The organism is Staphylococcus argenteus, from assembly GCF_000236925.1.
Lineage (GTDB): Bacteria > Bacillota > Bacilli > Staphylococcales > Staphylococcaceae > Staphylococcus > Staphylococcus argenteus.
In genome coordinates, this window is record NC_016941.1 from 218,369 (window position 1) to 232,522 (window position 14,154).

11 protein-coding genes are annotated in these 14,154 nt (G+C 34.2%); 7 read left to right on the top strand and 4 right to left on the bottom strand.

Annotated features, from left to right (window positions below):
* The 5 genes from SAMSHR1132_RS00925 to SAMSHR1132_RS00945 all read left to right on the top strand — a co-directional run bounded on the left by SAMSHR1132_RS00925 (position 1) and on the right by SAMSHR1132_RS00945 (position 5,348).
* The gene (locus SAMSHR1132_RS00925) at positions 1-1,269 is read left to right on the top strand and encodes a sugar ABC transporter permease (RefSeq protein ID WP_000166900.1); all 1,269 of its coding nucleotides are present in this window, start codon (positions 1-3) and stop codon (positions 1,267-1,269) included.
* Position 1,270: 1 nt separating this feature from the next.
* Complete coding sequence (locus tag SAMSHR1132_RS00930) at positions 1,271-2,110, top strand: sugar ABC transporter permease (protein ID WP_001085165.1); 840 nt, start codon at positions 1,271-1,273, stop codon at positions 2,108-2,110.
* A gap of 73 nt (positions 2,111-2,183) precedes the next feature.
* Complete coding sequence (locus SAMSHR1132_RS00935; RefSeq protein WP_000153456.1) at positions 2,184-3,260, top strand: Gfo/Idh/MocA family protein; 1,077 nt, start codon at positions 2,184-2,186, stop codon at positions 3,258-3,260.
* Positions 3,261-3,284: 24 nt separating this feature from the next.
* Entirely contained in the window at positions 3,285-4,325 is a 1,041-nt protein-coding gene (locus SAMSHR1132_RS00940; protein ID WP_000163955.1) for a Gfo/Idh/MocA family protein, read from the top strand.
* 54 nt (positions 4,326-4,379) lie between these two features.
* Positions 4,380-5,348, top strand: coding sequence for a sugar phosphate isomerase/epimerase family protein (locus SAMSHR1132_RS00945; protein ID WP_000690423.1), 969 nt, complete (start codon positions 4,380-4,382; stop codon positions 5,346-5,348).
* A 310-nt stretch (positions 5,349-5,658) separates the two neighbouring features.
* Here SAMSHR1132_RS00945 and SAMSHR1132_RS00950 read toward each other — a convergent pair whose 3' ends face one another.
* A complete protein-coding gene (locus SAMSHR1132_RS00950) occupies positions 5,659-6,153 on the bottom strand; it encodes an isoprenylcysteine carboxyl methyltransferase family protein (protein WP_000603752.1) in 495 nt (164 codons plus the stop codon).
* Positions 6,154-6,386: 233 nt separating this feature from the next.
* On the opposite strand from SAMSHR1132_RS00950, the gene uhpT reads away from it, so the two are divergent.
* Positions 6,387-7,766: a hexose-6-phosphate:phosphate antiporter gene (uhpT, locus tag SAMSHR1132_RS00955; RefSeq protein WP_001008728.1), complete on the top strand. Its 1,380-nt coding sequence runs from the start codon at positions 6,387-6,389 to the stop codon at positions 7,764-7,766.
* Between the two features lie 266 nt (positions 7,767-8,032).
* Here uhpT and SAMSHR1132_RS00960 read toward each other — a convergent pair whose 3' ends face one another.
* The 3 genes from SAMSHR1132_RS00960 to SAMSHR1132_RS00970 are packed head-to-tail and all read right to left on the bottom strand — an operon-like array spanning position 8,033 to position 11,305.
* Positions 8,033-8,791 carry a response regulator transcription factor gene (locus SAMSHR1132_RS00960; protein WP_000477529.1) on the bottom strand — a complete coding sequence of 253 codons (759 nt, stop codon included), beginning with the start codon at positions 8,789-8,791 and terminating at the stop codon, positions 8,033-8,035.
* A complete protein-coding gene (locus SAMSHR1132_RS00965) occupies positions 8,784-10,340 on the bottom strand; it encodes a sensor histidine kinase (protein ID WP_000127974.1) in 1,557 nt (518 codons plus the stop codon). The genes SAMSHR1132_RS00960 and SAMSHR1132_RS00965 overlap by 8 nt, the downstream gene beginning before the upstream one ends.
* Positions 10,337-11,305, bottom strand: a complete 969-nt coding sequence (locus SAMSHR1132_RS00970) for an extracellular solute-binding protein (protein WP_000768411.1) — start codon at positions 11,303-11,305, stop codon at positions 10,337-10,339. Before SAMSHR1132_RS00970 ends, SAMSHR1132_RS00965 begins: the two co-directional genes overlap by 4 nt.
* Before the next feature lie 589 nt (positions 11,306-11,894).
* Between SAMSHR1132_RS00970 and pflB the strand changes: the two genes are divergently transcribed.
* Complete coding sequence (gene pflB, locus SAMSHR1132_RS00975; protein ID WP_000894657.1) at positions 11,895-14,144, top strand: formate C-acetyltransferase; 2,250 nt, start codon at positions 11,895-11,897, stop codon at positions 14,142-14,144.
* Positions 14,145-14,154: the final 10 nt, after the last annotated feature.

Here is a 14,154-nt window from a genome sequence, read left to right on the forward strand (position 1 = left end):
ATGACGAAACGTAACCCTAAATTAGCTGCATTATTATCTGTCATACCTGGTTTGGGTCAGTTTTATAACAAAAGGCCCATTAAAGGCACGATATTCTTTATCTTTTTCATCAGTTTTATTTCTGTATTTTATAGCTTTTTAAATATTGGATTTTGGGGATTATTCACATTAGGAACTGTACCTAAATTAGATGATTCTCGGGTATTACTAGCTCAAGGTATCATTTCTTTATTGCTTGTTGCTTTCGCAATAATGTTATACGTCATCAACATATTAGATGCATACCGCAATGCCCAACGATTTAATCGTAATGAAGAAATAAAAGATCCGAAAGCACGTATGGTTGCAACTTGGGACAAGACTTTCCCATACTTACTAATCTCACCAGGTACATTTTTATTGATATTTGTAGTTGTGTTTCCACTGATATTTATGTTTGGTGTGGCATTTACGAACTACAATTTATACAATGCGCCTCCTAGGCACACATTAGAGTGGGTTGGATTAGATAATTTCAAAACATTATTCACAATCGGTGTTTGGCGCAAAACATTTTTTAGTGTTATTACTTGGACATTAGTTTGGACACTTGTTGCAACAACACTGCAAATTGCATTAGGTCTATTTTTGGCAATCATTGTCAATCATCCTGTTGTTAAAGGAAAGAAATTTATTCGTACGGTGCTAATTTTACCTTGGGCTGTACCATCATTTGTAACAATATTAATTTTTGTAGCATTATTTAATGATGAATTTGGTGCTATAAATAATAGCATTTTGCAACCATTATTAGGTGTGGCACCAGCGTGGTTAAGTGATCCATTTTGGACAAAAATTGCTTTAATTGGTATCCAAGTATGGCTAGGTTTTCCATTTGTCTTTGCACTTTTCACAGGTGTATTACAAAGTATTTCATCTGATTGGTATGAAGCAGCAGACATGGATGGCGCATCAAGCTGGCAAAAATTTAGAAATATCACGTTTCCACATGTTATTTATGCCACTGCACCGTTGTTAATCATGCAATATGCAGGTAATTTTAATAATTTCAATCTTATCTATTTATTTAATAAAGGTGGCCCACCAGTTTCAGGTCAAAATGCGGGTAGTACGGACATCTTAATATCTTGGGTATACAATCTGACATTTGAGTTTAATAACTTTAATATGGGGGCAGTTGTGTCATTAATTATTGGTTTTATTGTGGCTATTGTTGCATTTATTCAATTCAGACGTACTAGTACTTTTAAAGATGAGGGAGGTTTATAAGATGGCAAAGAAGAAGCGTGCTTTAAAAGCAATCGGTATTTATAGTTTTATAGCGATAATGTTTGTCATCATATTATATCCATTATTATGGACGTTCGGTATTTCCCTTAATCCAGGTACGAATTTATATGGAGCTAAGATGATACCGGATAATGCGACATTTAAAAATTACGCCTTTTTATTATTTGATGAAAGTAGTCAATATTTGACTTGGTATAAAAATACGCTCATCGTAGCATCAGCAAATGCATTGTTTAGTGTGATATTTGTTACATTAACAGCATATGCCTTTTCGAGATATCGCTTTGTAGGACGTAAATATGGATTAATTACATTTTTGATTTTACAAATGTTTCCAGTATTGATGGCAATGGTCGCAATCTATATTTTATTAAATACAATCGGATTATTAGATTCATTATTTGGATTAACACTTGTATATATTGGTGGTTCGATACCGATGAATGCATTTTTAGTGAAAGGTTACTTTGATACGATTCCTAAAGAACTTGATGAATCTGCAAAAATTGATGGAGCGGGACATATGCGCATTTTCTTACAAATCATGTTGCCATTAGCTAAACCGATTCTAGCAGTTGTTGCTTTATTCAATTTTATGGGACCGTTTATGGACTTTATATTACCTAAAATTTTATTGAGAAGCCCTGAAAAATTCACTTTAGCAGTCGGACTTTTCAACTTTATTAACGATAAATATGCAAACAATTTCACAGTGTTTGCGGCAGGAGCCATTATGATTGCAGTCCCTATAGCTATAGTATTCTTGTTCTTACAACGCTATTTAGTATCAGGTTTAACGACTGGTGCGACAAAAGGTTAGTTTGAAAAAAGGAGTATGACAGAAGTGATAAAGAACCACTAATGATGATAATGATTTAAAGGAGGACGAGATGATGACGATTAAGGTTGGAATTATTGGATGTGGTGGTATTGCAAATGGCAAACATATGCCGAGTTTACAAAAAGTTGAAGATGTTGAAATGGTCGCATTTTGTGATGTAGATATTTCGAAAGCGGAGTGTGCAGCAGAAGCATACGGCACGAAAGATGCACAAGTTTATGATGATTATCAAGAGTTGTTAAAAAATAAAGCGATTGATGTTATCCACGTATGTACACCGAATGATTCACATTGTGATATTACTGTAGCGGGACTATACGCCGGCAAACATGTGATGTGTGAAAAACCGATGGCTAAGACGACAGCGGAAGCACAAAAAATGATAGATGCAGCTAAAGAAACAGGTAAAAAATTAACAATAGGCTATCAAAATCGCTTCAGAGCAGATAGTCAGTTTTTATATCAATCAACGCAACGTGGTGATTTAGGTGACATTTACTTTGGAAAAGCACATGCCATTCGTCGACGTGCTGTGCCAACATGGGGTGTTTTCTTAAATGAGGAAGCACAAGGTGGTGGACCTTTAATTGATATCGGGACGCATGCATTAGATTTAACACTATGGATGATGAATAATTATGAACCGGAATCGGTGATGGGTTCAACATTTCATAAATTAAATAAACAACATGATGCTGCAAACGCTTGGGGATCATGGGATCCAGATGAATTTACAGTTGAAGATTCTGCATTTGGATTCATTAAAATGAAAAACGGTGCAACTATTATTTTAGAATCTGCATGGGCGATTAATTCTTTAGAAGTTGATGAGGCGAAATGTTCGTTATCCGGAACAAAAGCGGGAGCTGATATGAAAGACGGTTTACGTATTCATGGCGATGATATGGGCACACTATACACTAAACATGTTGAATTAGAGAACAAAGGTGTCGATTTTTATGAAGGTAATGAAGTGGACGAAGCTGAAGAAGAAGCGAAAGCTTGGATAAATGCAGTTGTTAATGATACAGAACCAGTTGTAAAACCAGAACAAGCAATGATAGTAACTAAAATACTTGAAGCAATTTATCAATCTGCAAAATCAGGCAAAGCAGTTTACTTTGATTAATATCTTTTATTAAGGAGGAACATCATGACTAAACTAAACGTTGGTGTGATTGGTGTTGGTGGCATTGCACAAGACCGTCATATTCCAGCATTACTGAAACTCAAAGATAAAGTTTCACTAGCAGCAGTGCAAGATATTAACACAGTACAAATGATTGATGTTGCCAAACGTTTTAATATTCCACATGCAGTTGAAACACCAAGAGAATTGTTTGAACTCGTTGATGCGGTCGTCATATGTACGCCTAACAAATTCCATGCTGATCTTTCAATAGAAGCATTGAATCATGGTGTCCATGTAATGTGTGAAAAACCAATGGCAATGACGACGGAAGAGTGCGATCGTATGATTGAAGCAGCTAACAGAAACCAAAAATTATTGACTGTTGCTTATCATTATCGACATACTGATGTCGCTATTACTGCTAAAAAAGCAATAAAATCAGGTGTTGTTGGCAAGCCTTTAGTTGCACGTGTACAAGCGATGCGCAGGCGTAAAGTACCTGGTTGGGGTGTGTTTACAAATAAAGCATTGCAAGGCGGCGGTAGCTTAATCGACTATGGATGTCATTTATTAGATTTATCCATGTGGTTATTAGGCAAAGATATGTTGCCACAAAATGTTTTAGGCAAAACATATAATCAATTGAGCAAACAACCGAATCAACTCAATGATTGGGGAACATTTGATCATAAAACATTTGATGTAGATGATCATGTCACGAGTTATATAACGTTTTCAAATAGAGCGAGTATGCAGTTTGAGTGTTCTTGGTCTGCAAATATTAAAGAAGACAAGATGCACGTAAGTTTATCGGGTGAAAATGGCGGTATAAATTTATTTCCTTTTGAAATTTATGAACCACGTTTTGGAACTATTGTTGAAAGTAGTGCTGATGTTGAACATAACGAGGACATTGCTGGAGATAGACAGGCTCGAAACTTTGTTAATGCGTGTTTAGGATTAGAAGAAATCGTTGTGAAGGCGGAAGAGGCACGCAATGTAAACGCCCTTATAGAAGCGATTTATCGTAGTGATTTAGATAATAAGAGCATACAACTTTAATGATTGATATAAATAATAAAAATTCTCAATATATAAATGAAGGAGTGCTTTTCAATGAAAATTGGTGTATTTTCAGTGTTATTTTACGATAAAAACTTTGAGGAAATGTTGGATTATGTTGCAGAATCTGGATTAGATATGATTGAAGTTGGAACAGGTGGTAATCCAGGAGATAAGTTTTGTAAATTAGATGAATTATTACAAGACGAAGACAAGAGACAAGCATTTATGAAGTCAATTACAGACAGAGGATTGCAAATAAGTGGCTTCAGTTGCCATAACAATCCCATTTCGCCAGACCCTGAAGAAGCAAAAGAAGCGGATGAAACTTTACGTAAAACAATTCGTTTAGCAAATCTACTAGATGTGCCAGTTGTAAATACATTTTCAGGTATTGCTGGTTCAGATGATACAGCTAAAAAACCTAATTGGCCTGTAACACCTTGGCCAACAGCATACTCTGAAATATATGATTATCAGTGGAACGAAAAGTTGATACCATATTGGAAAGACTTAGCTGAATTTGCAAAAGAACAAGACGTTAAAATTGCAATAGAGTTGCATGCAGGATTTTTAGTGCATACGCCATATACAATGTTGAAATTACGTGAAGCTACGAATGAATATATTGGTGCTAATTTAGATCCAAGTCATTTGTGGTGGCAAGGAATTGATCCGATTGCTGCGATTCGAATTTTAGGGCAAGCAAATGCAATACACCACTTCCATGCAAAAGATACGTACATTAATCAAGAAAATGTAAATATGTATGGATTAACTGATATGCAGCCGTATGGCAATGTCGCAACAAGAGCTTGGACATTCCGAACAGTTGGTTATGGACACAGTCCATATGTATGGGCGGATATTATTAGCCAACTTATTATTAATGGATATGATTATGTATTAAGTATTGAACATGAAGATCCTATTATGTCAGTCGAGGAAGGTTTCCAAAAAGCTTGTCAAACATTGAAGTCAGTAAATATTTATGATAAGCCAGCTGATATGTGGTGGGCCTAATCTAAAAGTTTGGTAAGTGTGAGGGTTGTCTGAAGTTAGACTGATGTAGGTGTCAAAATTGATACCTTATTGTATTATGATAATTGCTAATTGGTGTTGATTATAACTATAGAGAATACCACTCGCTAACTATTTAAATATGTCCGACAGTTTAAGTCGGTAAGAATGATAACAAGCGGTTGGTTTTCATAGTAAAAGCCTGTTGTCACGTTCGTTGTAGATATAGTATGCTTTGAAGATTTCTGGATGCATCAGAACATACTTTGAAGATGTATATCTATTTTGATTAACGTGATGACAGGCTTTATTTTTATAAATTCATTAATTTCTCTTCTTGTTTAATGCGAACATATAAGAAATATGCATAAGGAACTAATAAGATTGTAGTGTATGTTGCGTGTGTTAATAATAAAACACCGATTAATTCAGGGATTATGTTTAAGAAATAATTTGGGTGTTTCGTAATTTTGTATAATCCTGATTTAATAATAGGGTGATTTGGTAAAATGAATAATTTTAATGTCCAGATTCCACCAAGTGTTTTAATTACCATAAATAACATGATGTAAGCAAAGATTAAAATAACTAATCCGATGCCGTTTGCTAAGCTAAAAGTATCTTTATTAATAAGAACTTCTATACCTGCACAAACATAAATTAATACGTGTGTAATGGCTAATAGCTTTGAGTTTTTAACGCCGTATTCAACAGCGCCATCTGCTTTTAATTGTTTTGAATGATTAATTGAAATCTTTAAGCTGATCAATCGGATACAGAAAAAGATAAGTAATATAGATAAGATCATGATGTCCTCCGTCATTATGTTTATATGTATAAGCGTTGGTTTTGACAACATAAAGTATTTTATAGATAAAGTTTGTCAAATACTATTAACTATTTATTAATTTTAGTACATAAATATGTTCTTCAATACTAGTTTATGTTCAGTTTTTGGGATGATTTAATAATTTTAAGGATATTAAGCGCTTACAACATCGTGCTATATTTGGCATAACGAAATTGATAGAGGTGACAGAGATGAACTTTTTTGATATCCATAAGGTTCCAAATAAAGGCATTCCATTATCAGTGCAACGTAAATTATGGCTTAGAAACTTTATGCAAGCTTTCTTCGTTGTATTCTTTGTGTATATGGCTATGTACTTAATTCGAAACAACTTTAAAGCGGCACAACCGTTTTTAAAAGAAGAAATCGGATTATCTACATTGGAACTTGGTTATATCGGATTAGCATTTAGTATCACGTACGGTTTAGGGAAAACGTTGCTTGGTTATTTTGTCGATGGACGTAACACAAAACGTATTATTTCTTTCTTACTTATTTTATCTGCTATTACAGTTTTAATTATGGGATTTGTATTAAGTTACTTTGGTTCAGTTATGGGATTATTAATTGTTCTTTGGGGACTTAATGGTGTATTTCAATCGGTTGGTGGACCTGCAAGTTATTCAACGATTTCAAGATGGGCACCTCGAACGAAACGTGGCCGTTATTTAGGGTTCTGGAATACATCACACAACATTGGTGGTGCCATTGCAGGTGGTGTCGCACTTTGGGGTGCTAACGTATTCTTCCATGGGAATGTGATAGGTATGTTCATTTTCCCATCAGTGATTGCATTACTTATTGGTATCGCAACGTTATTTATCGGAAAAGACGATCCAGAAGAATTAGGTTGGAATCGTGCTGAAGAAATTTGGGAAGAACCGGTAGATAAGGAAAATATTGATTCTCAAGGTATGACGAAATGGGAAATCTTTAAAAAATATATCCTGGGAAATCCAGTTATATGGATTTTATGTATCTCGAACGTCTTTGTATATATCGTACGTATCGGTATTGATAACTGGGCGCCATTGTATGTGTCAGAGCATTTACACTTTAATAAAGGTGACGCAGTTAACACAATTTTCTACTTTGAAATCGGTGCTTTAGTTGCTAGTTTATTATGGGGTTATGTATCCGACTTGTTAAAAGGACGACGCGCAATTGTAGCTATTGGATGTATGTTCATGATTACATTCGTTGTCTTGTTCTATACAAATGCGACAAGTGTAACAATGGTAAATATTTCATTGTTTGCATTAGGTGCTTTAATATTCGGTCCACAATTATTAATCGGTGTATCATTGACTGGTTTTGTTCCTAAAAATGCCATTAGTGTGGCTAACGGTATGACAGGTTCATTCGCTTATTTATTCGGTGACTCAATGGCTAAAGTTGGATTAGCTGCTATTGCTGACCCAACACGTAACGGTTTGAATGTATTTGGCTATACGCTAAGTGGTTGGACAGATGTGTTTATCGTTTTCTATGTAGCGTTATTCCTAGGTATGATTTTATTAGGTGTCGTTGCATATTATGAAGAAAAGAAAATTAGAAGTTTAAAAATTTAATTTAAATAATTCAAAGGTTTGCCAATTGATCACTATCATTTTGGCAATACCTGCCCCGAAGACATGTGCGTGAAGAGATGAAAGATATGCTTCTACCCTTGCAAATATATCATCTCTATGTCTCGGGGCAGATCATAATTCCCTGTTATGAAGTATCCTTATTTGCCCGACTTAGGGTGACTCAATGAATTTACTCCCTACAATATAGACATATAGCGGTGTCGATATAGTAGGGAGTATTTGTTTTACAAATAATTATGGTATTGCTATTTTGTTTGTTTACTGTAATCACTCGGCGACATTTGTAGATATTTTTTAAAATGATAGCTGAACATTTTATATTCTGAAAAGCCAACTTTATCTGCAATTTCATAATGTTTATAATGACGATCTAGGAGTTGTAGTGATTGTAAAATACGATAGCGATTTAAATAATCGACAATAGTAATTCCGACATGATCTTTAAATGTTCGCATTGCATACGATTCACTAACGTCAATATGTTGAATTAAATCTGACACAGATACTTTCGTTTGATAAGATTGTTTAATTCGATCGATAATCTGATTAACATAATAATCATCATATTCCACTTTTAATAATGGTTGGAAAGCGTCGTGGCAAGGAGCTAAGCTACGTCCATAATGTGACTGTTGCTCTAATAAAGTTCGAACAAGCTTCTCTAAAATACCTTCTAATTGAGCGTGATCTACGGGCTTCAATAAATAATCTAAAACATGGTGTTGAATACCAGCTTTCATATATTCGAAATCATCATAACTCGATAATATGATAATATTGCAATTTAAATGTGCAATATCATTGAGTAAATCGACGCCATTTTTTCGAGGCATACGAATATCAGTGATAACTAATTCAGGTTGATGTTGACGAATGAGTGACAGTGCCTCTATACCATCTTTAGCAGTGTATATTGTATTGAAATGATAGTTTCCCCAAGGAATCATTTGTTTTAAACCTTCTCGTATAATACGTTCATCATCACAAATTACAACTTTAAACATCTACATTCCCCCTTAAAATTGGTATTTTATAACAAATTAATGTGCCTTGATTTGGTTTTGAAAAAATATGAAGCCGAGCAATTGCCCCATATTGAATCATCGCCTTATTATGTAAATGATTTAAACCTAGATGTTCAGTATCAAATACATCATCATTTAGTGATTGACGCACATGTTTTAATCGAGACGGTGTCATACCGATACCATTATCACAAACTAAAATATACAAAGCATGAGGTCTTAATGAAAGTCTAATCATGATATTTAATGTTTCTGTATCTCTGCCATGTTTAATCGCATTTTCTACGAGAGGTTGAATCATCATTTTCCCAATTGTTTGGTGTCGTGCATCTTCAGAACTTTCAATATGAAGTTTTATCATGTCATCGAAACGAATATTTTGTATTGCGACATACTGTTCAATGTATTTTAATTCTTCGTCTAATTTGACGGTATGTGAGTTTGTACGTAGTGAATAACGCAACATTTGCGATAATTGTTGTACGACCGATTGTGCTAGTTTAGGCGACAATGTAATTAAATATTGTATTGTTTGCATCGTGTTGAATAAAAAATGAGGTTGAAATTGACGTTCAATCTCTTTTAATTGTATATCCCTTAATCGACGTTCGGTATGTTCTATTGAGTGAATCAATTGTTCGTTGGATTCAAATAAATCATAAATATAATTATTGATTTCTTCTAGTTCGCTATTATTATTTAATGGTGTATAAGCACCTAAATGTCGATTTTTAGCGTAGTAAATCTTTTGAATAATGGTTTCAATATCTTTCGTTTGTCGTTTAGCCATATTATCTGCACTCACAAATCCGAAAATGACAAGTAAAAAAAGAACGATAATCATGACAATTAATAACGTAATACCATCTTCAATTGTTTCATGTATATCTTTGTAAATAATGAGTCGATGATCTGCAGTATTTAATTTTACAGACTCATTCATAAAGCCGAACTGTGATGACTTGTATTTTTCACCAATAGTAAAACGATCATCATTGGCGTATAGAATGTTGTCATATTGATCAACAATTAGTGCAAATTGCCGGCTATCTTTTTTAATTTCACTTAATCGTGGCGTATTTGCCATATATAGCTTGAGTGTATATGGAGCATTTTTGAACTTAAGCTGGTTTTCTGAAAATAAATACATTTGTTTTGTATTTAAATGTTCATAATTGTTAGTTATAAATTGCTTCGGTCCAGATAATTCATAATAAAGTGTAGCAGGCTGTTCATGTATTAATTTTAATAATTCGCGTTTTGCAACAGTAACATCATGATTATTTGTTAAATCAAGGTTATTAAACGATTGGTGGTGTTGTTTAATGAACGTCCGTATATGCCTCTCGGTACGTTGTAATTCTGCTTGGCTTTCATCAGTATGTTGATGAATTGTTCGATGTTCGATCCAAATATATATTGCGTAGAAGCTTACCAATCCAATAATAATTACTAAAAATACTGGGAAAATGGTAGACGCAAATAGCGATCTTCTTAATTGGTGCCTGTATGGTTTATATGCTGTCATTCAATCATCTCCAAAAACTTATGGTGCGGAATGTTCGGTAATTTAGACTTCGGTATTAAAGGTATATTCTTCAGACTAGCAATAGATCGGTCATTTTGTTCAGTGACATCTTTTCGAATTGATTTAGCATCAAACTCAGCGACTAAACGTTGTTGTACAGATCGACTGGTCAAATATTGTACTAACTTCTTACGTTTAGGGTGAGGATGTGCGTTCTTAACTAATGCAATGCCGTCTACATTTAACATCGTACCTTCAGTTGGATAAATGATAGATATTGGATAGCCTTTGTTTTTCCATGTGCGTGCATCCTGTTCATAGCTAAGCCCTGCATAATATTTACCTTTTGCTACCTCCTCAATAACTTTAGAAGTCTGTGAGAGTTGCATCGCATGATTTTGAAATTGATGCACATCACTCACTTGATGATTCATACTATAAATGGCACGCATATGTTGATAACCCGTCGTTGTTGTATTTGGATTAGAATATGCGATACGTCCTTTAAGCACAGATTGCAACAAATCTTTATAACCTCGAATGGCAATATCACCTTGTAAGTCTTTGTTCACCACAATAACTGTAGGCATTAACAGAAAACTGGTTACATATTTATTGTTTGATCGATAATCATCTAGTTGTTGTGTGACAGAACGATCTTGATAGGGTACAAAATCCTCTGGATGATCAATCGTTTCTGATAATACACCCCCCATAAAGACATCACCACGTTCAGAAAGTTTCTCTTTATGTAAATTCGAAAGTAATACTTGTGTAGATCCTCGTTTAATTTCTATTTTGACGCGTTCTTGTTTTTCAAAATCATTTAAAATCGGACGAATTAAATTTGCTGGATACGGGGAGTATACGGTTAATACGTTCTTTTCTGTTTCTGAATGATGTGTATTTGAACATGCTGCTAAAAAAATGAGAAATAATAGTAAGGTATAAATTTTTAATTTCATGATATCCCATCAATTCTATGTATATTTTAATACAATAATTTTAGCAATAAATGATGCATAAGTAATGTTAAATATTTAGAAAATTTTTAAATATGACTTGTTAATTCGTTGCAAATGTTGTGAATAGCAGATGATTTTAGTTTGTCAAGGCGACTTGTCGAGGCTGTAAAACTAAACTGTTATATTTTATTTGAAGCTGTTATATAAAAAATGACGAGATATTTGATGATACTGAGCGAGATTTTTAAGTAGAAAAAGATATTTAATTCTGTCCCTTCATATATAAAAGTAAACCTTTCTAAGTATTGATTTAACGCTTTTTAACAATCATTTTTTAACAACAAAAATATACGCTAATATAAACTTTTAAATCAATGAAAATCGTGAACATTATAACTGTTGTGTAACAGAATGGAAATAGCATGATACTGTTACACAAAATAGTACAGTTTCTATGTTTTGACATACATTTGATGAAATTTGTACATAATTTATGTGAAAAAAATCACAACAAACATGCTACAATGACTATGAAAACGTTAACATAGCATTTCAAATTCACAACATTATACAGATGGAGGCGTTTAGTATGTTAGAAACAAATAAAAATCATGCAACAGCTTGGCAAGGATTTAAAAATGGAAGATGGAACAGACACGTAGATGTAAGAGAGTTTATTCAATTAAACTACACACTTTATGAAGGTAATGATTCATTTTTAGCAGGACCAACAGAAGCAACTTCTAAACTTTGGGATCAAGTAATGCAGTTATCGAAAGAAGAACGTGAACGTGGCGGCATGTGGGATATGGATACAAAAGTAGCTTCAACAATTACATCTCATGATGCTGGTTATTTAGACAAAGATTTAGAAACAATTGTAGGTGTACAAACTGAAAAACCATTCAAACGTTCAATGCAACCATTCGGTGGTATTCGTATGGCGAAAGCAGCTTGTGAAGCTTACGGTTACGAATTAGACGAAGAAACTGAAAAAATCTTTACAGATTATCGTAAAACTCATAACCAAGGTGTATTCGATGCATATTCAAGAGAAATGTTGAACTGTCGTAAAGCAGGTGTAATCACTGGTTTACCTGATGCATACGGACGTGGACGTATTATCGGTGACTATCGTCGTGTAGCATTATACGGTGTAGATTTCTTAATGGAAGAAAAAATGCATGACTTCAATACAATGTCTACGGAAATGTCTGAAGATGTAATTCGTTTACGTGAAGAATTATCAGAACAATACCGTGCATTAAAAGAATTAAAAGAACTTGGACAAAAATATGGCTTCGATTTAAGCCGTCCAGCTGAAAACTTTAAAGAAGCAGTTCAATGGTTATACTTAGCATACCTTGCTGCAATTAAAGAACAAAATGGTGCAGCAATGAGTTTAGGACGTACTTCTACATTCTTAGACATCTATGCTGAACGTGACCTTAAAGCAGGTGTAATTACTGAAAGTGAAGTTCAAGAAATCATTGACCACTTCATCATGAAATTACGTATTGTTAAATTTGCTCGTACACCTGATTACAATGAATTATTCTCTGGAGACCCAACTTGGGTAACTGAATCTATCGGTGGTGTAGGTATCGACGGACGTCCACTTGTAACGAAAAACTCATTCCGTTTCTTACATTCATTAGATAACCTAGGCCCAGCACCAGAGCCAAACTTAACAGTATTATGGTCAGTACGTTTACCTGATAACTTCAAAACATACTGTGCAAAAATGAGTATTAAAACAAGTTCTATCCAATATGAAAATGATGATATTATGCGTGAAAGCTATGGCGATGACTATGGTATCGCATGTTGTGTATCAGCGATGACAATTGGTAAACAAATGCAATTCTTCGGTGCGCGTGCGAACTTAGCTAAAACATTACTTTACGCTATCAATGGTGGTAAAGATGAGAAATCTGGCGCACAAGTTGGTCCTAACTTCGAAGGCATTAAGAGTGAAGTATTAGACTACGACGAAGTATTCAAGAAATTCGATCAAATGATGGATTGGCTTGCAGGTGTTTACATTAACTCATTAAATGTTATTCACTACATGCATGATAAATATAGCTATGAACGTATTGAAATGGCATTACATGATACAGAAATTGTACGTACAATGGCAACAGGTATCGCTGGTTTATCAGTAGCTGCTGACTCATTATCTGCAATTAAATATGCACAAGTTAAACCAATTCGTAACGAAGAAGGTCTTGTAGTAGACTTTGAAATTGAAGGCGATTTCCCTAAATACGGTAACAATGATAACCGTGTAGATGATATCGCAGTTGATTTAGTAGAACGCTTCATGACTAAATTACGTAGCCATAAAACATATCGTGATTCAGAACATACAATGAGTGTATTAACAATTACTTCAAACGTTGTATACGGTAAGAAAACTGGTAATACACCAGATGGACGTAAAGCTGGCGAACCATTCGCACCAGGTGCAAACCCAATGCATGGTCGTGACCAAAAAGGTGCATTATCTTCATTAAGTTCTGTTGCTAAGATTCCTTATGATTGCTGTAAAGATGGTATCTCAAATACATTCAGTATCGTACCGAAATCATTAGGTAAAGAACCAGAAGATCAAAATCGTAACTTAACAAGTATGTTAGATGGTTATGCAATGCAATGTGGTCACCACTTAAATATTAACGTATTTAACCGTGAAACATTAATAGATGCAATGGAACATCCAGAAGAATATCCACAATTAACAATCCGTGTATCTGGATACGCTGTTAACTTCATTAAATTAACACGTGAGCAACAATTAGATGTAATTTCTCGTACATTCCATGAAAGTATGTAACAAAATTTAA

Excerpts from the sequence above, each read along its gene's own strand:
- SAMSHR1132_RS00925 (WP_000166900.1), top strand. The coding sequence starts at position 1 with ATGACGAAACGTAACCCTAAATTAGCTGCATTATTATCTGTCATACCT.
- SAMSHR1132_RS00930 (WP_001085165.1), top strand. The coding sequence starts at position 1,271 with ATGGCAAAGAAGAAGCGTGCTTTAAAAGCAATCGGTATTTATAGTTTT.
- SAMSHR1132_RS00935 (WP_000153456.1), top strand. The coding sequence starts at position 2,184 with ATGACGATTAAGGTTGGAATTATTGGATGTGGTGGTATTGCAAATGGC.
- SAMSHR1132_RS00940 (WP_000163955.1), top strand. The coding sequence starts at position 3,285 with ATGACTAAACTAAACGTTGGTGTGATTGGTGTTGGTGGCATTGCACAA.
- SAMSHR1132_RS00945 (WP_000690423.1), top strand. The coding sequence starts at position 4,380 with ATGAAAATTGGTGTATTTTCAGTGTTATTTTACGATAAAAACTTTGAG.
- SAMSHR1132_RS00950 (WP_000603752.1), bottom strand. The coding sequence starts at position 6,153 with ATGATCTTATCTATATTACTTATCTTTTTCTGTATCCGATTGATCAGC.
- uhpT (WP_001008728.1), top strand. The coding sequence starts at position 6,387 with ATGAACTTTTTTGATATCCATAAGGTTCCAAATAAAGGCATTCCATTA.
- SAMSHR1132_RS00960 (WP_000477529.1), bottom strand. The coding sequence starts at position 8,791 with ATGTTTAAAGTTGTAATTTGTGATGATGAACGTATTATACGAGAAGGT.
- SAMSHR1132_RS00965 (WP_000127974.1), bottom strand. The coding sequence starts at position 10,340 with ATGACAGCATATAAACCATACAGGCACCAATTAAGAAGATCGCTATTT.
- SAMSHR1132_RS00970 (WP_000768411.1), bottom strand. The coding sequence starts at position 11,305 with ATGAAATTAAAAATTTATACCTTACTATTATTTCTCATTTTTTTAGCA.
- pflB (WP_000894657.1), top strand. The coding sequence starts at position 11,895 with ATGTTAGAAACAAATAAAAATCATGCAACAGCTTGGCAAGGATTTAAA.